Raw genomic sequence first — 21,808 nt, 5'->3', positions numbered from 1 at the left:
ACATGATCGCGGCCAATGACAGAGCAGGATTAATAAGCAATCCTTCTGCCCAAACGATACGGAACCCGCCCTCGCGTCGTATTTGAAAATAGTAAGATATTTACGCCCCGAACTCCGGCCCTTCCTCATCAGTAGGCGATGCGTTCCGCTATTTAGGCGGCGGGGTTGCAGGAGTAGGCGACATCGGCTTCATCCAAGGGCTGACCCACTCGGGGCAGGCCGGGTTTTCTTCGGGGTGATCATACCCGTCGCAATTAGGCGCGGGTATGCCGGGCGTCACGTAGCCTGGGCCGCGAGACGCGCAGGCCGCAAGCGAGAGGACCAGTATAACTGTCGCGCCGAACGCCATTCGCATCCGTGGCTTCACGTCAGTTCCCTACGATGCCGCCCATTCCGGACCCTCTATATCAGGATATAATCAGGGAACGTAAACTTGCGGGTGATCAAAGGTAGAGACGCCAAACCTTCCCTGTCTTGAAATGCGCCCAGTGCGATCGAGGGTCTTGAGACATCTCCTCGAGTTGCGCTACTGGATCGCGATGCCAGTCGACAAGGATTCTATCCCACGCCTCTCGGCTAACTTCAACAGTGACACGATCGTTCGCTATCGTTCGACCTTCAAAACAGACAACATCGCCGACCTCGCGCCGATCGCCTTCGCTCCGGCTGATGGTAATCTTCATGTGGGCCTACCCTAGGAAGCTCGGAATCGAGTCGAGCAGGTGGCCTTTCGATCTTTACTGCCTTGGGCGATAACACAATCGTATTGAGCCAAAGCAGTAGGGCGGCCGATCGTTGGTGGCGAGCGTTGCCGCAGCATTGGAGAAAACCCGTGCGGGGCGGCTCAGCAGCAAATCGAGACCGCCATCGATCAGGCTCCGAACTCTGGTCCTTCCTCATCAGGATAGAACGTCGGTCGGCGCCAGCGGTGATGGCGAAGCCGCGTGACGCCGACATGAGCGAAGTTAAGGTGTTTTCGAATGGTCCCTCAGATCGGTTCATTTTCGATCGTTTTCTAACCAGGCGGAAAGCCGATGCTCTGAATCTGACGTTGAAGAGCCAATCTGATTTACGTAACAAGTGTTATGTTCAGCGCAGATTACGAAACGGCGAGAGTAAGTAAGCGGGGCGCGCCGAGATCTCTTCTTGGCTTAGATGCCGAACTCGACGGCGCTCGTCGCACTCTTTGTCGTGTCTCTGATATTTCCCTCACCGGCGCACGGCTTAGTACCTACTCCGCGCTGACAGCGGGCTCGGTCATCTGGCTAACCCTCCCGCTGGTAGGGAGAATCTCCGCTACCGTGATGTGGGCGGGCGAGTACAGTTCGGGTTGCAAATTCGCCGAGCCGCTCAGCGTCGAGATTTTTGAAGCGTTGCTGCTCAAGGCCGGGCGTCAGCGGTAGTCATCGTGGGGCGGGATGCCCGCTGTTCAGGGCACGGCCGCCTCGAGAAGTTCTGACTGATGCGCCGAACTTCGAGCCTTCCTCATCAGGATAGAATGCGGGTATGGCGGGATTTGCCGGGATAACTGTTGCCCGGCAGCGGGAACCACAATGGCCGAGACACTGCGACCTGACGCGCTCGAGATAACGGCCTTTGAGGGGCGGGTCCTTGTTGAGGCACGCGGCTTGGCTGCAACCCTCGATGTCGAGGCTGCGTCGGCGCTATCCGACAAGCTGCTCGCGGCATGCTCGTTGGCCCGCCTACAACAGCATGTCGCGATTGAAGATCCTTCCGCGCTGTGACGGTCGGATAGCAGCGACACCGAGGGTGTTGCAGTGAGTATAATAGCACATTATTACAATTCGTATGGAAATACGGGATGCCATGCGAGGCATTCGTGCGTGCGACGCAACGCGGCGAGTACGTCATCAGTTGGCAGCTTCGCGTAGGGACCATTGATCAGCTAGCGGAAGATACGCAACGCGTTTTGGGGTATCGGCCAACGAACCCGATCTCGTTTTTAGGCCTGCCGATAGAAGTTTGTCCGTTCGGTGCGCCGAACCTATTGGTGACATCGGAGGGGATGGTAAGGCTTTTCGCCACTCCTGAGCGCGAATTGGTATCGGCTTAAGGCTCCGAAAGACCAAGTTGTTACGCTCCGAACTCAGAAATTCATGATGATCGTGAACCGGTCGTTGTGCCGTCAGTCGATTAGTTTTCGCAGTGACAAACCGATGAGGCGGTCGGAACGGAAGCGATACGTTAACGACGAAGCTTGATAGCCTGCTGGATGACCAGTACCGATTGTGAAGAACTGATAGATACGCTGCATGCGGATGCCCGTGACCATGTCACGCTGGCGCTATTAGCGAACGTCGATGAAATCGTTGGCATGCATCTGGACCTTGCCGCCTTTAACGAGGAGCAGGCACGAACGGCCGAGGAGATATGCTTCGACGCCTAGCGCCGAACTCCGGTCCGTCTTCGTCGGGATAGAACGCGTGAGGATCGTACACCGATCGCTGCGCCGGACGCATCTGGCGGAGAGGCTAGGGTTTCGGAACACCAGGGACAGGGTGGGGCATGGTAGGTAACCCGCCTCTGAACCTGATCCGGATATAGGTGTCGGAAGACCTTCTCTAACTAGACTAGCGCCGTTCTGGTCGCGTCCGCGCACCGATCAACGGCCCGAATCGACGCCGAAAGCCGGGTTGAAACCGGATACCCCCATTTGCGAAAACGGTACCCCCAAATACCCCCCTTTTTACGTCGTGCTGGGACGGAATGGAATGATTGCGCATGAGAAGCCGGAATGGCGCATTTGTGGGCTTTTTGGGGTCCCGTGCCCCTCATTGTCATAGCATGACATGAAGGAATGGTGGGCGATGACGGGCTCGAACCGCCGACATTCTCGGTGTAAACGAGACGCTCTACCAACTGAGCTAATCGCCCCCTCTCGGGAAACCCACGCAATAGCGTCGTTTCTGGTGAGCGCAAGCGACCGTTTCGCGGACCTGAGCGGAACAGAAGGGACACAGTGGAAGGGCAATGCGGCAGGAGTGCGCCTGGTGGCCGATGTGTCGCCGGCCGCGGTACCGACTGCCGCCATCGCTTCACGAACCACGTCGACCGCAAGCCGGACCAGCATTCGTTCGCAGCCATCCAGGGTCGTTCGATACTCGAAAACTCAAGATTCAGGAAGGCGTAACGCTGGGCCGCCCTTCGCTATGTGCAGCTATGGCGCACCCTTCGCTATGGGCAGCTATGGCGCACGATGTAACGCGGATCCGATCACGCAAATCGAAGGGCTTGAGCCTTAAAAGCGCGTCGATACAACAGCAACATGGCGATCAGCAGTGGACCAAACCACCCGTGCAGCGAGAGGGTCTTTGTGAGTCTCTGAAATGCGATCCCGCGGACCGGACCGCGCCCATCGATACCGATAATCGCAATCTTCCCGCGGCGGGCAAGATCATCGAACTGTTTGTCGATACCTAACATCTTAAACTTTGGTGCCGAGTACAGTTCCAGGATCTTGCCTGGCTCCTTGAGACGAGCGAACGGAACACCCTGCTGCGCGGGTTCGTAGGACGCATCATAGAATCGCCAAACCCCGTCCGGCTTACCGGCAACGGCGGAATGCGGCGGCGGCCCGCCAACGTTAAATCGCACAGTGGCCTGAGGTATGCCGTTACGACGGAATAGCTCCTGTAGAAGCAATGACGCCTGTGAACAGAATGCGACGTTTTCTTTTGCAAGGTCTTCTGGAACCATTAATCCAGCATATGAAGTATAAGGTGATTCCATCATATCCAAAGCATTGGCGATCCAGTTTTGCTTCCACGTTTGGCGAGCCACGCCGTGAATTGAATGCAGCGCGACAATTTTCGTCAAAGCTAATGCCAAGTCACGCTGCGTATTTCCGGTGCTCCGCATCTGGCGCCGTGCTTCAGCCTCTAACCCTTCAAGAGTATGTATTTCACCGATCCGAGGATCGTAAGCATCATCAACGCCATCCGCAGTTGAACCTCCACCGAGGTCAACGAATTGCATAGTGTAAAGCGCCGCTGCCAATACCAGCATGATGATAGTGAGCAGGCCTTGCCAATCTGGCTGTGCACGTTGTTGATAATTCTCGGTATCGATCGTCAAACATTGTTCCATGCGAGCGCATTACAACTATGTGACGAAATAACAACCTAACTTATGTCAAATCTACAAGTGATTGAATTAAGGGAATTTATCGGCTCGTGGTCATCAAGCAGTCAGTTCGCTGGCTTTTTGAGCGGGCCCGGCACTGATCGTGTATGCCGTCTCGGCCGTGCCGACGTTGCACCGTGCGAAGGTCGCCCGGGCCCGGGGGTATCGTTGATCGACAGGATCAAGCAGCTCTTGATCCCTGCGCGTTGGTCGGCGAGCTGGTTTAAGTCGCATAGCCGAGCTGCTCGATTGCGGCGCGGGCCAGATGGTGCTGCACGGCACAGGACTGTGCTGCTAAGACCTCGGCTCGCGAACGGCGACGACCAAGATCAAGGGCGGCGACGTCTGAAGCGCCGCTGACGCAGGGGATGAACGCCACCAGAAGAAGGCCGGTCCATTCGTCTTCACCTATGTCGCCGCACGAACGAAGGCCGAGTTGACCGACAAGCTCGGCCGTAAACAGCCGGCGCGAAAGGAGGGGGATCAGCCGGGCGGCCGGGGCAAGCGAAAGGGCGCGGGCCGTCACGGAATTCGCAGGTCGGCGCCTCTGGTAGCCACGATATACCCGCGCATCGCCTCGCTCGCGCGGTCGGAAAGCACCATGAACGCGCGCCGCCGGTCGTGCAGATCGGGGCGGCGTTCGAACAGTCCCGTGTCGGTCATTCGCGCGATCCAGCGCAGCGCGGTGGTCGGCGCGACCGCGGCGGCGATGCACAGGCTCGACACCGATACCCGGCCCCGCTCGAGTTCGGCGGCGTAGAGATCGAGCAGCATGTCCCAGCCCGGATCCTCGAACAATGCCGTACCGAAAAACTGGTCGCGCAACCGCCGCGCGCGGATCGCCCGGCGAACATCGGCGGCACTCGGCTCGGCCAGCGACGGCGGCGCGCCGTAACGGTTCGTCCGGTCGCCGACGATCGGCGCGCTCGGGGCGTCGCCTTCGATCTCCGCACGCGTCAGCCGTGCCAGCGCCTCAGCAATTCGGGCCACCTCGGTGTTCAGGCGTTCCAGCCGCGTCCCATCGGTCTCGCGGCCGACATCGAATACGCCCGCAGGACTGCGCGATTGCTCGGCAGCGACGACGATCGCCGCCACGCAGTCCGCGAAGCTTGGGTCGACCAGCAGGATCGTCCCGCCGCCGAGCGTTGCCGCCGCGACCGCATCGATCTGGTCGCTGCCCATCGCGACCACCAGCCCCGCCTCCAGCACCGCGGCGCGTTCGACGATGCGCGGCAGGTGTTCGGCAAGGATCGCGACGTCCACTCCCGCGGTTTCGACCACGACGACCTGCGGCGCGGCGTGCAGGCCGAAAGGGGCCGGCCAGTCGATCCTGGCAACCACCCGCCCCTGCATGGCGGCGAGCGCGGCGCTGAACCGATCGGGCGCGGCGTCGGCGGCGATCAGGACCGCGGCGATCCCGGTATCGTAACGCGTGTCGGCAGGATCGCCGCCCGGTGGGATCATGGTCATCTCCGCTGTGGCGCAAAGACTAACCTCGATCATGCCCAAAGTTACACCCGAATTGGGTCGAGTTTCGTTGGAGTTCGCAGCCCCCCGCGAAACATCTAGTCGAGCGCCTTGACGATATCCTCGACCATTTTCTTGGCGTCCGCCAGCAGCATCATCGTATTGTCACGGTAGAACAACTCGTTATCGACGCCGGCATAGCCGACGCCACCCATCGATCGCTTGATGAACAGCACGGTCTTCGCCTTTTCGACGTCGAGCACGGGCATGCCGTAGATCGGCGAGGTCTTGTCGGTCTTGGCGGCAGGGTTGGTCACGTCGTTCGCGCCGATCACGAACGCGACGTCGGTCTGCGCGAACTCGCTGTTGATGTCCTCCAGCTCGAACACGTCGTCATACGGCACGTTCGCTTCGGCCAGCAGCACGTTCATGTGCCCCGGCATCCGCCCCGCGACGGGGTGGATCGCGTATTTCACGCGGACGCCTTCGGCCTTCAGCTTGTCGCCCATCTCGCGCAGGACGTGCTGCGCCTGCGCGACCGCCATGCCGTAGCCGGGGACGATGATGACCTGTTCGGCCTGGCTCATCAGGAACGCGGCGTCTTCGGCAGAGCCGCGCTTCCACGGACGATCGCTGGCGGCTGCGGGGCCGCCGGCGTCCGAGGACTGGCCGAAGCCGCCTGCGATCACGCTGATGAAGCTGCGGTTCATCGCGCGGCACATGATGTAGCTGAGGATCGCGCCCGAGCTGCCGACCAGCGCGCCGGTGATGATCATCGCGCTGTTGTGGAGCGTGAAGCCCATCGCGGCCGCCGCCCAGCCCGAATAGGAATTGAGCATGCTGACGACGACCGGCATGTCCGCGCCGCCGATCGGGACGATTAGCAGGAAGCCGATGACGAAGCTCAGCAGCGTGATCGTCCAGAAGATCCAGGCGCTTTGATCGGTGACAAAATACGCGATCAGGCCGAGGATGCCGGCGAGCAGCGCGATGTTGATGACGTGGCGGCCGGGCAGCATGATCGGCTTGCCGCCCATGTTGCCGTTGAGCTTCAGGAACGCGATGACCGAACCCGAGAAGGTGATCGCACCGATCGCCACACCGAGGCCGAGTTCGATGCGGCTGACCGGGTGGATGACCGCGAACGGCTGGCCGATCAGCGGGATGACGAGGTCGGAGATCCCGAACGCCTGCGGGTTGAGGTAGGCGGCGACGCCGACCAGCACCGCGGCGAGACCGACGAGGCTGTGGAAGGCGGCGACGAGCTGCGGCATCGCGGTCATCGCGATCCGTCGTGCGGTGACGAGGCCGATCGCGGCGCCGACGCCGATCGCTGCGAGGATTTCGACGATCGTTAGGTAGTTCGGCACGAACGCGAACGACTCTTGCGGAAAAAGCGTCGCAGGGTCGACGGCTAGCTGCGACACTTGGTTGACGGGCACATGCGTCACCAGCGTCGTGACGACCGCGATGGTCATGCCGATGATGCCGAAGCGATTGCCGCGCTGGCTCGACGCCGGGCTCGACAGGCCGCGCAGCGCGAGGATGAAGCACACCCCCGCGACCAGATAGGCGAGCGATGCCCAAGGGCTGACCGTCAGTTCATGCATCGCGCGTCCCCTTCACGTCCGTATCGCTCACTTGCTCGCAGCAGGCGCGACCGGCCGTTCCTTCTTCTTGTACATCGCCAGCATCCGCGCGGTGACCGCGAAGCCGCCGAAGATGTTGATGCTCGCAAGGACCACCGCGAGCAGCCCGAGCGCCTTGGCGACGCCCGATCCGGCGCCGATGCCGGCCGCAGCGGCGGCGATCAGTGCACCGACGATGATCACGCTCGAGATCGCATTGGTCACCGCCATCAACGGCGTGTGCAGCGCAGGTGTGACAGCCCAGACGACGAAATACCCGACGAAACACGCCAGCACGAAGATCGACAGGATCGCGATAAAGTCCATTTAGTCCTCCCCGGCACGGGGAGGGGGACCGGCCGCAGGCTGGTGGAGGGGGCTGGCCGCGGACGATACGATCATCGTCGCCACGGCCTCGATGTCCCTCAGCACGTCGCCTGCTGCCACTCGCAGCACCCGGTGGCCATTCTGTTCGAAAAACTGGTCGCGATCGGCGTCGCGTTGGGGACGGTCGCCGCGTCCGTGGAACTCGCCATCTACTTCGACCGCGAGCTTGGCGGCGGCGCAGTAGAAGTCGCAGACGTATGGACCGATGGGATGCTGGTGGCGGAACTTGACGCCGGTTTTCTTTCCCCGGAGCTGCTCCCATAGTAGCACTTCCGGGAGGCTCATTTCGCGCCGCAATTTGCGCGCTAGCGACACTTCTGGGCGTAGCGCGTGCGGGACGCCCCCTCCACCGGCTGCGCCGGTCCCCCTCCCCGTGCCGGGGAGGATTATCATGCCAGCAGCCTTGGGTTCACGAGCTTGCCGCCCTGCGTCAGGCGGATCGCGTCGCCGATTTCTGCGTCGAGTACGGGACGTCCTGCCTCCTTGTCCCAGAAGGCGTTGAGGAAGTTGAACAGGTTGCGCGAGAACAAGGCGCTGGCGTCGGTAGCGAGGCGCGACGGCACGTTGCGGTGGCCGACGATCTTGACGCCGTTCACGACAACGACTTCGCCTGCGACCGAGCCTTCGACGTTACCCCCCTGCTCGACCGCGAGATCGACGATCACCGAGCCCGGCTTCATGCTCGCGACCTGCGCGGCCGAGATCAGCCGCGGCGCGGGCCGTCCCGGGATCAGCGCGGTCGTGATGACGATATCCTGCTTGGCGATATGTCCCGAGACGAGCTCGGCCTGCGCCGCCTGGTATTCTGGCGACATCTCGCCGGCATAGCCGCCCGTCCCCTCGCCTTCGATCCCGGCAACATTCTCGACGAAGATCGGCTTGGCACCCAGCGACTGGATCTGCTCGCGGGTCGCGGCACGCACGTCGGTCGCGGAGACCTGCGCCCCGAGACGTCGTGCCGTCGCGATCGCCTGGAGACCGGCCACGCCGACGCCCATCACGAACGCCTTGGCCGCGGAGATCGTGCCCGCCGCGGTCATCATCATCGGGAAGGCTCGGCCATATTCGGCGGCCGCATCCAGCACCGCCTTGTACCCCGACAGGTTCGACTGCGACGACAGGATGTCCATCGACTGCGCACGCGTGATCCGCGGCATGAATTCCATCGCCAGCGCTTCGTAGCCGGCCGCGGCATAGGCCTCGATCCGCGCACGCTCTGCAAAAGGATTGAGGCTGGCGACGATCCATGCCCCCGGCGCGACACCGTCGAGCATCGCAGGATCGGGACCCTGCACCCCGAGCACGATATCAGCCCCCGCCAGCGTCGCCGCGCGATCGCCAACCGACGCACCGGCATCCGCATAGGCGGCATCCGCGATCGAGGCGGTGTCGCCCGCGCCGGTCTCGACGGCAAGCGTCGCGCCGAGCGCGATGAACTTCTTCACCGTTTCCGGCGTCGCGGATACCCGCCGCTCGCCGTCCACCTGCTCTTTGAGGACGGCGATCTTCATGGCGTTACGCAATCAGCCAGATGACGAGCGCGACGACCAGAGCGCATCCGACCGCGCCCCATTTCATCATGCCCGTCACGCTCGAATACGTCGCGACGTGCGCCTTCATGTCCCCGTTGCCGGCCATGGTTGGTATCCCCATCCTGTCAGTGCCATCCTCTATGACGAAGACCTTATCGCGCGTATCCAGGATCGCCAAGCAGGACATTTAAGTCGCCCTTTACCTGGGCTAGCTATTGCACGTGCCGGAACGGGACAGGATTCGCCATGACGCGCAATGGCCAGCGCCTAGTATTGCTGATCGACCACGAGCCCGCACAGCGCCGGCTGGTGGCGGCGCTTGCCGCGCGCGGCGGCTGGCGCGCGGTGTTGGCGACCGACGCGGAGATGGCGATCGCAACGCTCGGCACGCAGGACGGGATGCAGCTCGACGCGATCCTGCTCGATCATTCCGCGCCCGATGACGATGCGACCGCGCTGATCGCCGAACTGCGTGACCGTCGCCCCGCGTTGCCGATCCTGATGCTCGCCGCCAACGGCTCGGTCGCGCACGCGGTTGCCGCGATGCGTGCCGGCGCGACGGATTTCCTGGTCAAGCCGGTCGCGTCCGACCGCGTGCTCGCCGCGCTCGAAGCCGCCGTGGCCGGTACCGCCGCCGGCGAGCTACGTCCGCTGACCGAAAAGATACCCGCGTTGCTCGCGTTCGACGAAATCGTCGGCTCCTCCCCCGATTTCCGGGCCGCGTTGGCGATCGCGGCAAAGGCGGCGCGCGCGCGCGTCGCGGTGCTGGTCGAGGGCGAGAGCGGGGTCGGCAAGGCGGTCGTCGCCGAGGCCATCCACGCGGCCTCGCCCCGCGCAAAGAAGCCGATGATCACCGTCAACTGCGCGGCGATGCCTGCCAATTTGATCGAATCGGAACTGTTCGGGCATGAAGAGGGCGCGTTTACCGGCGCCTTCGAGCGCAAGATCGGCCGGTTCTACGATGCCGATGGCGGCACGCTGTTCCTCGACGAGATCAGCGAGATGCCGCTCGACGCACAAACCAAGCTGCTCCATCTCCTGCAGACGGGCGAGGTCCAGCCGATCGGCGCGCGGCATTCGCGCGACGTCGACGTCCGGGTGATCGCCGCGACCAACCAGCGCCTGCTTGACGAGGTCGAGGCGGGGCGGTTTCGCGAGGACCTGTATTACCGGCTGAACGCGGTCCAGGTGACGATCCCGCCGTTGCGCGAACGCACCGGCGATATTCCTGCGCTCGCCCGTCACCTGCTCGCACGGATCGCCGAGCAACCGGGGCTACGACCGCTTGGCATCACCGACGCCGCGCTGATGCTGCTGGTCCAGTATGATTGGCCCGGCAACGTCCGCCAGCTGCAGAACGCGCTCTTCCGCGCCGCCGTGCTGTGCGAAGGCGCGGCGCTGACGGAGGAAGACTTTCCGCAGATCGCCGCACTGGGCAACCGCCAGCGCGGCCCCGCCACGGTGGCGGCAGGCGGCGGCGGCGTCACGCTGTTCCGTCCCGACGGCAACCTTCGCGCGCTCGAAGAGATCGAGGCCGATGTGATCCGCCTCGCGATCGGCCACTACCGCGGTCGCATGACCGAAGTCGCGCGTCGCCTCGGCATCGGGCGTTCGACCCTGTATCGCAAGCTCGGCGAACTGGGCATCGACAACGCGGCCTGAACAGGGACCGGCTCCGCAGCTTCGCGGACTATGGTTTGCAAAAGCCTTGCCATTTTCGGCGCCACGTCCGGCGCGGCAGTCCTGGCTTCCCCGCGTCCTCCGCGATCGGCATTGACCGGATGAACACCGACTTGTACCGATCGGTACAACCAAATTGCAGGTACAGCCATGGCCCGACTACCGATGCCCCCCTTCACGCTCGAAACCGCGATGCAAAAAGCCCGTATGGCCGAGGATGCGTGGAACAGCCGCGATCCGGAAAAGGTGTCGCTGGCCTACACGCCCGATAGCGTCTGGCGGAACCGCGGCGAATTCCTGACCGGGCGAGAGGCGATCGTCGCTTTCCTGACGCGCAAATGGGCGAGGGAACTGGACTATCGCCTCATCAAGGAGGTCTGGGCGCACGACGGCGCGCGGATCGCGGTGCGGTTTGCCTATGAGTGGCGCGACGACAGCAGCAACTGGTTTCGATCGTACGGCAACGAAAATTGGGCATTCGACGAGACGGGCCTGATGGCGCGCCGTATCGCCTCGATCAACGATTCTCCCATCGCGGAGGCGGACCGCAAGTTTCATTGGCCGCTCGGTCGCCGCCCCGACGATCACGCCTCGCTCAGCGAACTCGACCTCTGAAGGCGAAGCGCACGCTGACCGAACGCGACGACGCTCTGCCGGCGCTTGCGGAGGCCTTCCGCGAATACGGCTTCGAGGGCGCGAGCATGTCGATACTCTCGAAGGCGACCGGGCTCGGCAAAGGCAGCCTCTACAACTTCTTCCCGCGCGGCAAGGAGGAGATGATGGAGGTCGTCCTCGCCGACATAGATACTTGGTTCGCCACGAACCTGTTCGCCCCGTTGGAGCAAGCCGATGATCCGGCAGAATCGATCGCGGCGATGATCGAGGTGGTGACGGTCTATTTCCGATCCGGCGGAAGGATCTGCCTTGTCGGCTTGGTCGGTCTGGGCTCGCCAGGCGATACGGCCTCCGTCACGATCGACCGCTATTTCGTGCGTTGGATTTCAGCGCTGACCCATTGCCTCGAAGCCGGTCATGTTCCGTCTTCACAGGCCAAACCGCTCGCGGAAGAGACGGTTGGTGGCATCCAGGGCGCAATCGTCCTGGCGAGGGCCTTGGGCGACGCAGCGATCTTCACGAGGATCGTGCATCGCCACCAGGCCGAACTGCTTGACGCCCTCGCCCACCATGGCCGCGACGCCGCCGACGGTCCGCACTGATATCCGCGTCTATCCTCCACACGGCGGGGGATAGGCATCTGCCGAACCGCAAGGCCTACCAGAGCACACCCTTGACCGGTGTCAGCGGCTCGGGGGCTGGATCGCCGATCGCCTGGAGCAGGTCGATCTCGATGGTGCGGCACATCGCGTTCAGCGGCACGTCGTGGATCGTGTCCGCGAACGGATCGACCAGATCGTCGCCGATCTGCAGGACGGCCAGGAACATAAGGCCGGCGATCGTCGAACCGACCGGGGTCGCATAGCCCAGCGTCTCGACCAGACCGATTGGCAGCAGCACGCAGAACAGCCGCGTGAACAGGCTCGGGAAGAACCGGTACTGGTTGGGCAACGGCGTGTTCTTGATCCGCTCCATGCCGCCCTGCGCGTTGGCGATATCGACCAGGATTGCCTCGAACTGCGTCTGCTGGATGGTGTCGATCCAGCCGTTGCGGCGCGCGATGTCGATCCGACGACCGGTGCCGTCGAGCAGGCCGTTGGCGATGTTGGTACGCTCGAGCGCGAACGATGCCTCTTCCTTCGACAGAAACCGCAGCACCTCGGGTGGCGCAGGCTGCTTGCGCAACTGGCAGCGCAGCGCGTTCACGTACGCGATCTGGCGGAGCACGATCGTCCGCTTCATGTCGTGGCCTTCGGGCTCGGGCAGCATGTTGCGCGCCATACGCGCGAGGTTGCGCGAGGCGTTGATCATCAGGCCCCACAGGCCGCGGCTTTCCCACCAGCGCTGATATGCCGAGTTATCGCGGAAGCCGAGGAACAGCGCGAGCGCGGTGCCGAAGAGGGTCAGCGGCAGCGCCGGCGCATGGAACGGGAGGACGTAATAGGTGATCGTGACTATCACGTCCCAAACGAAGAGGCCGAGCAGCGGGCGCCAAACCTCGCTGAGGATCTGGCTCATGCGTGGTGTAGCAGTGACGATCAAACGAAAGCTCCCTTGTTTAATGCGCTTTTAATGCGCGAAGAGGCGTTTCGCTGCAATGCAGCGCGAGTTGCCGTCGACGATCAGCCCCCGACGAGCGACTGATCGCGCAGGCCACGCCAGATCTTCACCGCCTGGACCGTTTCGGCGACGTCGTGGACGCGGAGGATCTGGACGCCCGCTTCCACACCTTTCAGCGCCAGCGCGAGCGAGCCGGCGAGGCGCTGGTCGACCGGTGCTTCATTCGAGAGCGCACCGATCAGGCGTTTGCGGCTTGCGCCGAGCATGATCGGGCAGCCGAGCCCGTGGAAGATCGCGAGACCATTGAGCAGGGCGAGATTCTCGGCGAGCGTCTTGCCGAAGCCGATGCCGGGATCGACGAGGATCCGCGACCGGTCGACACCACCCGCGACGACCGCGGCGATGCGCGCTTCGAGCCAATCGAAGACGTCGGTGAGGACGTTGGTGTAGCCGCCGTTGCCGTGACCGCCTTTCCTGGGGTCGGGCGAGTGCATCAGGACGACCGGGCAGCCGCTTTTGGCGGCCACATCGAGCGCGCGGTCGTCCCAGAGGAGCGCAGCGACGTCGTTGACGATGTGCGCGCCGGCGGCGAGCGTCGCCTCCATGACGGCGGCCTTGCGCGTGTCGACCGAGACGATCGCACCGGCCCGGGCGAGGCGCTCGACGACGGGGACGAGGCGCGCGATCTCGTCGCCTTCCCACACCGCGGGCGCGCCGGGGCGGGTCGACTCGCCGCCGACGTCGATCAGCGTCGCACCGGCGGCGGCCATGTCGATCCCGGCGGCGGCCGCTGCGGCGGGGTCGTCGACATGCTTGCCGCCGTCGGAGAAGCTGTCGGGGGTTATGTTGAGGATGCCGGCAACGATCGGTTGGTCGAAGCGGAGCGTGCGTTCGCCGAGCTGGAGGGGCGCGCGGGGGGCGGTGATCGCGGCGTGAAGGTGCGCGGCGCGTTCGCCCAGCGTTGCGACATCGGCGACGGGGACGGTGCGGCGGGTGCGGCCTTCGATCACTTCGTAGGCGGCGAACCACTGCAGGCCGCCCGCCAGGCGCGCGACGGTGCCGTCTTCGTGGCCGATCGGGGTATCAACGAACTGGACGGGGCGGAGGTGAAACGTCATCGATCTACTCCGTCAGCGGGGCGTGTCGGATATGATCGTTCCCACCGTCAACCAAGCAAGAATTGTTTCCCCGCGAAGGCCGGGACCCAGACTGGGCTCCCGCCTTCGCGGGAGAGCAAGGAGGGAGGGACTGCGTGATATCCGGGGCTAGACCTTCCTTAGACCGTGGTCGCCAGCAGATACGTCTGGCGGAGGTCGTCGATCGGTTTCAGGCCCTTGTCGCTTTCGTAGTGCCAGAAGCTCCAGCCGTTGCAGGCCGGGGCGTTCTGCAAGGTCGAGCCGAGCTTGTGGATCGAGCCGATCGTGCCGCAGTCGCTGAGCAGCGAGCCATCCGCGCGGATGGTGGCGCGCCAGCGGCGCTTCGAGTCGGTCAGCACTGCGCCGGGTGTCAGATACGCGTTCTCGACGAGCACGCCGAACGCGACCTTGGGCTGCGTGCGAGGGCTCATCATCGTGCGGATCGCCGATTCGTCGAGCGGCAGCGCGGCCTCGATCCGCTCCTGCGCGGCCTCGATATAGTCGCCCTCGCGGTCGATCCCGATCCAGCTGCGGCCGAGACGCTTGGCGACCGCGCCGGTGGTGCCGGTGCCGAAGAACGGGTCGAGCACGACGTCGCCGGGCTCGGTGCAGGCCAGCAGGATGCGGTAGAGCAGCGCCTCGGGCTTCTGCGTCGGATGCACCTTGGTGCCGTTCTTCTTCAGCCGCTCGGCGCCGCCGCAGGTCGGGAATTCCCAGTCGCTGCGCATCTGGAGTTCGTCGTTGAGCGTCTTCATCGCGCGGTAGTTGAAGTGGTACTTTGCCTTCTCGCCCTTCGACGCCCAGATCAGCGTCTCGTGCGCATTGGTGAAGCGCGTGCCTCGAAAATTCGGCATCGGGTTGGTCTTGCGCCAGACGATGTCGTTGAGGATCCAGTACCCCAGATCCTGAACGGCGGCACCGACGCGAAAAATGTTGTGGTAGCTGCCGATGACCCAGAGCGACCCGTCGTCCTTGAGGATGCGGCGTGCTTCCCTGAGCCAGGCGCGGGTGAAGCGGTCGTAGGCGGCGAAGGTGTCGAACTTGTCCCAGTCGTCGGTGACGGCGTCGACGTGCGATCCGTCAGGGCGGTAGAGTTCGCCGCCGAGCTGGAGGTTGTAGGGCGGGTCGGCGAAGATCATGTCGATCGAGTTCGACGGGAGCGCCTTCATCCGTTCGATGCAGTCGCCGCGCAGGATCTGGTCGAGCGGGAGGACCGGCTGAACTGCCGGTTCCGCTGCCTTTTTCGCACGCGGCCGTGCGATCGTGTCGATCAAACCCATGTTTTCCGCCCCTTATCGGTGCCCATAGCGGCGGAATTGTCCGACTCCGTCAAGCAAACATTCGTTAACGGCGTTTCGGTGCGATTCCGTCGCTGCGACCAATCGAGTCGCCGTTGCCCAGATGTTGAGTCGTGGGAGACTCGCGGCTCAAGCCCTTGGGGTGTGGCGCGAAAGACTCAGCTCGTCGTTTCCTGTGTGAAAAGTCCCTCGCGCGCCAGATAGGCGGCGGCGACGGGGGCGAAACTGCGGCGGTGAATCGGCGTGGGGCCGTGATCGCGGAGCGCCTTCATGTGGTGCGCGCAGCCATAGCCCTTGTTCGAATGCCAGTTATATTCGGGATGCACGTCCGCCGCGGCGATCATGATGAGGTCGCGCGTGTGCTTGGCGACGATCGAGGCGGCGGCGATCGACAGCGACTTTGCGTCACCACCAACCAGCGGCGTGGCGGGGTAGGTCCAGCGGGGCAAGCGGTTGCCATCGACGAGGACGTGGCCGGGAGCCTGGCCGAGCTCGACCGCCAGCGCGTCGACCGCGAGCGTCATCGCCTTCATCGTCGCCCAGTAGATGTTGAGCGTGTCGATCTCGTCCGGCTGGACGATGCCGATGCCGACGATCGCACAACCTTTCAGGCGCGCGCAGAGCCGTTCGCGCTCGGAGGCGGAGAGTTTCTTCGAATCGTCGATACCGCGGGGAACGCCTTTTGGCGGAAGGATCACGGCGGCGGCTACGACTGGCCCCGCGAGCGGACCGCGGCCGGCTTCGTCGACACCGGCGACCGGGCCGATGCAGAGCTTTTCGTGTTTCATGCCGGGCATCAACGGTCTTTCAACTGGTCGAACGGGCTGACGCCGAGTGCGTGGCCCATTGGGCCGTGGCCTGCGCCCAGCCCCGGTGCGTTGGCAAGTGCGGCGCGGACGAACGCGATGGCGCGCGCGATTGCGGCGTCGAGCGGCAGGCCTTGGGCGAGGCCGGTGGCGATGCCGCTGGCGAGCGTGCAGCCGGTGCCGTGCGCGTGGCGGGTTTCGATGCGGGGGTTGGTCCACAGGGTTTCGCCTGCGTCGGTGACGAGGCGGTCGGTGACGGAGGGGCCTTCGGCGTGACCGCCTTTGACGAGGACGGCGGGGCCTAGTGCGCGAATTGCGGCTTCCCCGCCTAAGGCTGCCAGTTCAGGGAGATTGGGGGTTACGAGCGTAGCGATCCGCATGAGGCGTTCGAAGGCCGCGATCGTGTCAGGGTCGGCTAGGACGGAGCCGCTAGTGGCGATCATCACAGGGTCGAAAATGATGGGGACACGCCTAGCTTGTTCTCCAGCGAAGGCGGGAGTCCAGTCTGGGCCCCCGCCTTTGCAGGGGAACAAGGAGGTCAGGTGGTCGGCTACGGCATTGGCGGTTTCTGCCGAGCCGATCATGCCGATCTTTACGGCATCCAGGCCGATGTCCGAGACGACGGAGTCGATCTGCGCGAGGACCATGTCGGTCGGGATCTGGTGGACTGCCTGCACGCCGAGCGTGTTCTGTGCCGTGATCGCCGTTACCGCGGTCATCGCGTGGCCGCCGAGCATCGTGACGGTCTTGATATCCGCCTGGATGCCGGCGCCGCCGCCTGAGTCCGAGCCGGCGATGATGAGAATTCTGGCGGTCATTACAATCGCTATGGCATAATCGCTTTGCTGTGGAACAGTGAAGCTCGATATACGTCTGCTTCCACCCCGGCGGAGGCCGGAGCCCAGTTGGGGGCCCAGTTGGGGGACGTTGCTAACCGCGGACTGCGTTCCGTTACCTGGACCTTTCCAACTGGGCCCCGGCCTTCGCCGGGGTGGTAGATGTGATGGGTGATCGACGTAGCCAATAGCGTTTCGAAATGGCGCCTAGTGCCGCCTACCCGCTGCCGGTTTTTGTGGCGGCGCCTCGCCCAGCCGCGTCGGGCGATCCAGCATTTCGCCGCCGCAGTTGGGACAGCGTTCGTCGAGTGCGTCCGCGCATTCCGCACAGAAGGTGCATTCGAACGAGCAGATGAACGCGCCGGGTGCATCGGCGGGCAAGTCGGCGGTGCAGCGTTCGCAGGTGGGGCGCATTTCGAGCATCAGGCGGCGGCCTTCCGGACGGCGTCGCAGATCCGGTCGACGACCTGTTCGACCTGCGCGAGATCGTCGCCCTCGGCCATCACGCGGATTACCGGTTCGGTGCCCGACGGGCGGATCACGAGCCGTCCCTTGCCGGCGAGTTCGGCCTCGGCTTCGGCGATGACCGCCTTGACCGCGTCGTGATCGAGCGGCTTGCCGCCGGCGAACCGGACGTTCTTGAGCAACTGCGGCAGGGGCTCGAAGCGGTGGAGGACTTCGCTTGCCGGTGCGCCTGAGCGCTTCACCTCGGCGAGGATCTGGAGCGCCGCGACGAGGCCGTCGCCGGTCGTCGCATAGTCCGACAGGATGATGTGGCCCGACTGTTCGCCGCCGACATTATAGCCGCTCGAGCGCATCTTTTCGAGCACGTGGCGGTCGCCGACCTTGGTGCGGACGAGGCCCAGTCCTTGCGCGGCAAGGTGGCGTTCGAGGCCCAGGTTCGACATGACCGTCGCGACCAGACCGCCGCCGGCGAGCCGACCCTGGCGCGCCCAACTGGCTGCGATCGTCGCCATCAACTGGTCGCCGTCGACGATCGTGCCCGTCTCGTCGACGACGATCAGCCGGTCCGCGTCGCCGTCGAGCGCGATGCCGATGTCGGCACCATGGGCGACCACGGCCTTCGCAAGCGCCTGCGGGGCAGTCGAGCCGACGCCGTCGTTGATGTTGGTGCCGTTGGGCGTGACGCCGATCGCGACGACGTCGGCGCCGAGCTCCCATAGTGCCGAGGGTGCGACCTTGTAGGCGGCGCCGTTCGCGCAATCGAGCACCACGCGCATGCCATCGAGACGGAGCTTCTCGGGGAAGGTCGACTTGGCGAAATGGATGTAGCGGCCCTGCGCATCCTCTATCCGGCGTGCGCGGCCAATCTGGTCGGAGGGGACAAGCGGGATGTCACCGTCGATCAGCGCCTCGATCGCTGCCTCGGCCTCGTCGGACAGCTTGTAGCCGTCGGGGCCGAACAGCTTGATGCCGTTGTCCGCGTAGGGATTATGGCTGGCGGAGATCATCACGCCGATATCCGCGCGCATCGACTGGGTAAGCATCGCCACCGCGGGGGTCGGCATCGGCCCGACCATGACGACGTCCATGCCGACGCTGGTGAAGCCCGCGACCAGCGCCGATTCGAGCATGTAGCCCGACAGCCGCGTGTCCTTGCCGATCACGACACGGTGGCGATGATCGCCGCGCAGGAAGTAGGCACCCGCCGCCATGCCGACCTTCATCGCCATCTGCGCCGTCATCGGCGCGACGTTGGTGGCGCCACGAATGCCATCGGTGCCGAAATATTTCCTTGCCATCGCGCGTGCTTTCCGTCCGGTATCAGGGTTCGGCACTGTTGATAGCGCGGTGAGACACGAAGGGCGAGCATGTCGCAGGCAACACGGATTCTGATCGCCCTGGTTGGTGGTATCGCGATCGGCATCATCGCCGCCGCGCTGGCGCCGACGCAGGCGATCGCGGTGACCGCGGTGACGCAGCCGATCGGCTCGGCATGGCTGCACGGGTTGCAGATGGTGATCGTGCCGCTGATCGTCTCGCTGCTGGTGACCGGAATCGGTGCGACTGCGGAGGCGGCCCGCGCCGGGCGGATCACGATCCGCGCGCTGGCGATGATGGTCGCGATCCTGTGGGCGGTGACGATCATGTCGGCGCTGGTGACGCCGCTGCTGCTGGAGGCGTGGCCGCTCCCTGCCGGGCTGGCGACCGCGCTTCGCACCGCGCTGACGACCAGCGCGCCGGTCGGGACGGTGCCGGGGATCGGGGCGTTCTTCGACACGATCGTGCCGACCAACGTCGTCGCGGCGGCGGCGGGCGATGCGTTCCTGCCACTGACCGTGTTCGCGCTGGCGTTCGCGTTCGCGGTCACGCAGCTGCCCGAGGCACAGCGCGGCATCCTGACCGGGTTCTTCCAGGCGGTGGTCGACGCGCTGCTGATCGTGATCGGTTGGGTGCTGAAGCTCGCGCCGATAGGCATCTTTGCGCTCGCATACGGCGTTGGCGCGCGGACCGGGACCGCGGCGTTCGGGGCGTTGGTCCATTACATCGTCTGTGTCTCGGCGATCGGCGTGGTGGTGTTGATCGCAGCCTATCCGGTCGGGATGATCGGTGGCCGCGTCCGGTTCGGCGCGTTCGCGCGCGCGGTGGCGCCGGCTCAGGCGGTGGCGATCAGTACGCAGTCGTCTCTCGCCTCGCTGCCGGCAATGTTGAAGGGGTCGGTCGAGCTGGGCGCCTCGCCGGCCACTGCCGGGATCGTGCTGCCGCTGGCGGTTGCAGTGTTCCGTGCGACGAGCCCGGCGATGAACCTCGCGGTCGCGCTGTACGTGGCGCATCTGGTCGGCGTGCCGATCGGGCCGGGGCAGCTGGCGGCGGGAATCGCGACCGCGGCGATCACGACGATGGGGTCGGTGTCTTTGCCGGGGACGGTGAGCTTCATCGCCTCGGTCGCGCCTGTGGCGATCGCGATGGGGGTGCCGATCGAGGCGCTGGGGCTGTTCATCGCAGTCGAGACCGTGCCCGACCTGTTTCGTACCGTCGGCAACGTGACGATGGATACGGCCGTCACCATCTCCGTTTCAGCCCGCAATGGTTCGAAGGAGATTCCGCATGAAGTATCGCACGCTCGGCCCTGATTTCGAGGTTTCCGCACTGGGTCTCGGCTGCATGCCGATGGCCGGCATCGGCAAGGGCATGTACGGCGAGGCCAACGCCGACGAGAGCATCGCCACGATCCACCGCGCGATCGAGCTTGGCGTGACGCTGTTCGATACCGCCGAGATCTATGGCCCGCTGGTCAACGAGGAACTCATCGGCAAGGCGATCCGCGGCAAGCGCGACGGCGTCGTGATCGCGACCAAGTTCGGGTTTCGCTATGACGAGAACGGGATGACCGGGGTGGATTCGACACCGGCCAATGTGCGGCGGGCGTGCGAGGGATCGCTGAAGCGGCTGGGGGTCGAGACGATCGACTTGCTGTACCAGCACCGCGTCGATCCGGGCGTGCCGATCGAGGATACCGTCGGCGCGATGGCGGACCTCGTTCGCGAGGGCAAGGTCCGGCACCTCGGGTTGTCGGAGGCGGGTCTCGACACGATCCGGCGGGCTGCGGCGACGCATCCGATCGCGGCGTTGCAGAGCGAATATTCGCTGTGGGAGCGTGATGTCGAGGACGCGATCCTGCCGCTGTGTCGCGAGCTGGGGATCGGGTTCGTGCCGTATTCGCCGCTCGGGCGGGGCTTCCTGACGGGGCAGATTACCGCGCGTTCGGATCTGCCGGAGGGGGACTATCGGCGGAATGACCCGCGCTATTCGGAGGAGAACTTTGCCAAGAACATGAAGATGGTCGCGGTGGTGAAGTCGATTGCCGATGCGCATGAGGCTTCGCCGGCGCAGATCGCGCTCGCGTGGCTGCTCGCGCAGGGTGACGACATCGTGCCGATTCCGGGGTCGAAGCGCCGGGTTACGCTGGAGGACAGCATGAAGGCGGCGGATATCACGCTGACGGCGGACGATCTGACGAAGCTCGATGCGGCAGCACCGCGGGGTGGAACGGCCGGGCCGCGGTATGGCGAGAAGGCGCTGTCGATGACGCGGATCTAGTCTTATCGCGCTGACGCGGGGGATCGGCATTCGCGGTAATCGAAAGCGATCCCCCCGCTACAACCAGGCTAGACCGGCTAGCAACGCGCCTACCAAAGCGGCGGCGCCCGCAACCCACAGCAGCCACCGCCGCCCGGTCAGCGCGGTGACCGACGCCAGCGCGATCGCCACCTGGATCGCGGTCACTGCCAGCGCCAGCTTCGTATGTGGCCGCAGCGACTCGTCGGACTCTCCGTTCGCCGCCGCCGATTGCCGGTCGAGCGTCTCCGCCTCCCGCTTCAACGCTGTCCCGCGCGCCTTGTAGCGCGCTATATCGGCCCGGTGCGTCGCCATCCGCGTCGCATCGAATCCAGGCGGGGCCAGATCGACCTCCATCTGCGCGATGTGCCGCTTCAGATCCTCCGCCTGGTAATAGCCCCACGCATCCGACGCCTGCGCCTTGATCAGCACCGCCTCGTTCTTGTGGAGCAGCGCCTCGTTCTGCGTATGCCCGCCGAGGAAGCTGGTCACCGCTGCCAGCGTCGCCAGGATCGCGGTGAACAACGCAATCCGCTGGTCGAACGCCTCCCCGCCGGCCGCGCGCTCTTCCGACAGTTGCTCATGCAAGCCGCGCACTTCGTAATCGTCGTCCATGTCAGCCGCTTTGGCCCATCGTGCG

The 21,808-nt window shown here is 64.5% G+C and carries 25 protein-coding genes and 1 tRNA gene; 8 read left to right on the top strand and 18 right to left on the bottom strand.

What is annotated here, in order from left to right:
* Positions 1–443: 443 nt before the first annotated feature.
* A complete protein-coding gene (locus tag O6W96_RS11150) occupies positions 444–683 on the bottom strand; it encodes a hypothetical protein (protein ID WP_353469609.1) in 240 nt (79 codons plus the stop codon).
* 402 nt (positions 684–1,085) lie between these two features.
* Between O6W96_RS11150 and O6W96_RS11145 the strand changes: the two genes are divergently transcribed.
* From O6W96_RS11145 to O6W96_RS11135, 3 genes are all read left to right on the top strand, one after another.
* Positions 1,086–1,403 carry a PilZ domain-containing protein gene (locus O6W96_RS11145; RefSeq protein ID WP_353469608.1) on the top strand — a complete coding sequence of 106 codons (318 nt, stop codon included), beginning with the start codon at positions 1,086–1,088 and terminating at the stop codon, positions 1,401–1,403.
* Positions 1,404–1,553: 150 nt separating this feature from the next.
* Complete coding sequence (locus tag O6W96_RS11140; protein WP_353469607.1) at positions 1,554–1,745, top strand: hypothetical protein; 192 nt, start codon at positions 1,554–1,556, stop codon at positions 1,743–1,745.
* Positions 1,746–2,233: 488 nt separating this feature from the next.
* On the top strand, positions 2,234–2,407 hold the full coding sequence (locus O6W96_RS11135) for a hypothetical protein (protein WP_353469606.1): 174 nt from the start codon (positions 2,234–2,236) through the stop codon (positions 2,405–2,407).
* Positions 2,408–2,819: 412 nt separating this feature from the next.
* Here O6W96_RS11135 and O6W96_RS11130 read toward each other — a convergent pair.
* The 9 genes from O6W96_RS11130 to O6W96_RS11090 all read right to left on the bottom strand — a co-directional run bounded on the left by O6W96_RS11130 (position 2,820) and on the right by O6W96_RS11090 (position 9,263).
* Positions 2,820–2,895 (bottom strand) — tRNA-Val (locus tag O6W96_RS11130).
* 339 nt (positions 2,896–3,234) lie between these two features.
* Positions 3,235–4,095 carry a hypothetical protein gene (locus tag O6W96_RS11125; protein WP_353469605.1) on the bottom strand — a complete coding sequence of 287 codons (861 nt, stop codon included), beginning with the start codon at positions 4,093–4,095 and terminating at the stop codon, positions 3,235–3,237.
* Between the two features lie 271 nt (positions 4,096–4,366).
* Positions 4,367–4,669 (bottom strand): hypothetical protein, encoded by a 303-nt coding sequence (locus O6W96_RS11120; RefSeq protein ID WP_353469604.1) that lies wholly within the window; start codon positions 4,667–4,669, stop codon positions 4,367–4,369.
* Positions 4,666–5,607, bottom strand: a complete 942-nt coding sequence (locus tag O6W96_RS11115; protein ID WP_353469603.1) for a MarR family winged helix-turn-helix transcriptional regulator — start codon at positions 5,605–5,607, stop codon at positions 4,666–4,668. The genes O6W96_RS11120 and O6W96_RS11115 overlap by 4 nt, the downstream gene beginning before the upstream one ends.
* A gap of 101 nt (positions 5,608–5,708) precedes the next feature.
* Positions 5,709–7,220 (bottom strand): NAD(P)(+) transhydrogenase (Re/Si-specific) subunit beta, encoded by a 1,512-nt coding sequence (locus tag O6W96_RS11110; protein ID WP_353469602.1) that lies wholly within the window; start codon positions 7,218–7,220, stop codon positions 5,709–5,711.
* Between the two features lie 27 nt (positions 7,221–7,247).
* Positions 7,248–7,565, bottom strand: coding sequence for an NAD(P) transhydrogenase subunit alpha (locus O6W96_RS11105; RefSeq protein WP_056064542.1), 318 nt, complete (start codon positions 7,563–7,565; stop codon positions 7,248–7,250).
* A complete protein-coding gene (locus O6W96_RS11100) occupies positions 7,566–7,910 on the bottom strand; it encodes an endonuclease domain-containing protein (protein ID WP_353469970.1) in 345 nt (114 codons plus the stop codon). It lies immediately after the preceding gene.
* A 104-nt stretch (positions 7,911–8,014) separates the two neighbouring features.
* A complete protein-coding gene (locus O6W96_RS11095; RefSeq protein WP_353469601.1) occupies positions 8,015–9,136 on the bottom strand; it encodes an NAD(P) transhydrogenase subunit alpha in 1,122 nt (373 codons plus the stop codon).
* A gap of 4 nt (positions 9,137–9,140) precedes the next feature.
* Positions 9,141–9,263: an aa3-type cytochrome c oxidase subunit IV gene (locus O6W96_RS11090; RefSeq protein ID WP_082466420.1), complete on the bottom strand. Its 123-nt coding sequence runs from the start codon at positions 9,261–9,263 to the stop codon at positions 9,141–9,143.
* Positions 9,264–9,403: 140 nt separating this feature from the next.
* Here O6W96_RS11090 and O6W96_RS11085 point away from each other — a divergent pair, with 140 nt between their 5' ends.
* The 3 genes from O6W96_RS11085 (at position 9,404) to O6W96_RS11075 (ending at position 12,054) form a co-directional block, all read left to right on the top strand.
* Entirely contained in the window at positions 9,404–10,819 is a 1,416-nt protein-coding gene (locus tag O6W96_RS11085; RefSeq protein ID WP_353469600.1) for a sigma-54-dependent transcriptional regulator, read from the top strand.
* A gap of 168 nt (positions 10,820–10,987) precedes the next feature.
* Entirely contained in the window at positions 10,988–11,452 is a 465-nt protein-coding gene (locus tag O6W96_RS11080) for a nuclear transport factor 2 family protein (protein ID WP_353469599.1), read from the top strand.
* Positions 11,395–12,054: a TetR/AcrR family transcriptional regulator gene (locus O6W96_RS11075; protein ID WP_353469598.1), complete on the top strand. Its 660-nt coding sequence runs from the start codon at positions 11,395–11,397 to the stop codon at positions 12,052–12,054. The genes O6W96_RS11080 and O6W96_RS11075 overlap by 58 nt, the downstream gene beginning before the upstream one ends.
* Before the next feature lie 55 nt (positions 12,055–12,109).
* Here O6W96_RS11075 and O6W96_RS11070 read toward each other — a convergent pair whose 3' ends face one another.
* From O6W96_RS11070 to glmM, 7 genes are all read right to left on the bottom strand, one after another.
* Positions 12,110–12,994: a bestrophin family protein gene (locus O6W96_RS11070; protein WP_353469597.1), complete on the bottom strand. Its 885-nt coding sequence runs from the start codon at positions 12,992–12,994 to the stop codon at positions 12,110–12,112.
* A gap of 80 nt (positions 12,995–13,074) precedes the next feature.
* Positions 13,075–14,130, bottom strand: a complete 1,056-nt coding sequence (gene folP, locus O6W96_RS11065; RefSeq protein ID WP_353469596.1) for a dihydropteroate synthase — start codon at positions 14,128–14,130, stop codon at positions 13,075–13,077.
* A 158-nt stretch (positions 14,131–14,288) separates the two neighbouring features.
* Positions 14,289–15,428 carry a site-specific DNA-methyltransferase gene (locus O6W96_RS11060; RefSeq protein ID WP_353469595.1) on the bottom strand — a complete coding sequence of 380 codons (1,140 nt, stop codon included), beginning with the start codon at positions 15,426–15,428 and terminating at the stop codon, positions 14,289–14,291.
* Between the two features lie 176 nt (positions 15,429–15,604).
* The gene (locus O6W96_RS11055; RefSeq protein WP_353469594.1) at positions 15,605–16,243 is read right to left on the bottom strand and encodes a ribonuclease HII; all 639 of its coding nucleotides are present in this window, start codon (positions 16,241–16,243) and stop codon (positions 15,605–15,607) included.
* A complete protein-coding gene (thiD, locus tag O6W96_RS11050) occupies positions 16,243–17,070 on the bottom strand; it encodes a bifunctional hydroxymethylpyrimidine kinase/phosphomethylpyrimidine kinase (protein WP_353469593.1) in 828 nt (275 codons plus the stop codon). The genes O6W96_RS11055 and thiD overlap by 1 nt, the downstream gene beginning before the upstream one ends.
* A 225-nt stretch (positions 17,071–17,295) precedes the next feature.
* Complete coding sequence (locus O6W96_RS11045) at positions 17,296–17,511, bottom strand: DUF1272 domain-containing protein (protein WP_353469592.1); 216 nt, start codon at positions 17,509–17,511, stop codon at positions 17,296–17,298.
* A complete protein-coding gene (gene glmM, locus O6W96_RS11040; RefSeq protein WP_353469591.1) occupies positions 17,511–18,851 on the bottom strand; it encodes a phosphoglucosamine mutase in 1,341 nt (446 codons plus the stop codon). The genes O6W96_RS11045 and glmM overlap by 1 nt, the downstream gene beginning before the upstream one ends.
* Before the next feature lie 69 nt (positions 18,852–18,920).
* Here glmM and O6W96_RS11035 point away from each other — a divergent pair, with 69 nt between their 5' ends.
* Complete coding sequence (locus tag O6W96_RS11035; RefSeq protein WP_353469590.1) at positions 18,921–20,183, top strand: dicarboxylate/amino acid:cation symporter; 1,263 nt, start codon at positions 18,921–18,923, stop codon at positions 20,181–20,183.
* On the top strand, positions 20,158–21,150 hold the full coding sequence (locus O6W96_RS11030) for an aldo/keto reductase (RefSeq protein ID WP_353469589.1): 993 nt from the start codon (positions 20,158–20,160) through the stop codon (positions 21,148–21,150). Before O6W96_RS11035 ends, O6W96_RS11030 begins: the two co-directional genes overlap by 26 nt.
* Before the next feature lie 57 nt (positions 21,151–21,207).
* Here O6W96_RS11030 and O6W96_RS11025 read toward each other — a convergent pair whose 3' ends face one another.
* Complete coding sequence (locus O6W96_RS11025) at positions 21,208–21,783, bottom strand: DUF4337 domain-containing protein (RefSeq protein ID WP_353469588.1); 576 nt, start codon at positions 21,781–21,783, stop codon at positions 21,208–21,210.
* Positions 21,784–21,808: the final 25 nt, after the last annotated feature.

The sequence above is a fragment of the Sphingomonas faeni genome, assembly GCF_040407495.1.
GTDB lineage: Bacteria > Pseudomonadota > Alphaproteobacteria > Sphingomonadales > Sphingomonadaceae > Sphingomonas > Sphingomonas faeni_D.
Note: the sequence above shows the minus strand (reverse complement) of the source record. Positions and strands in the feature narration are given on the sequence as shown.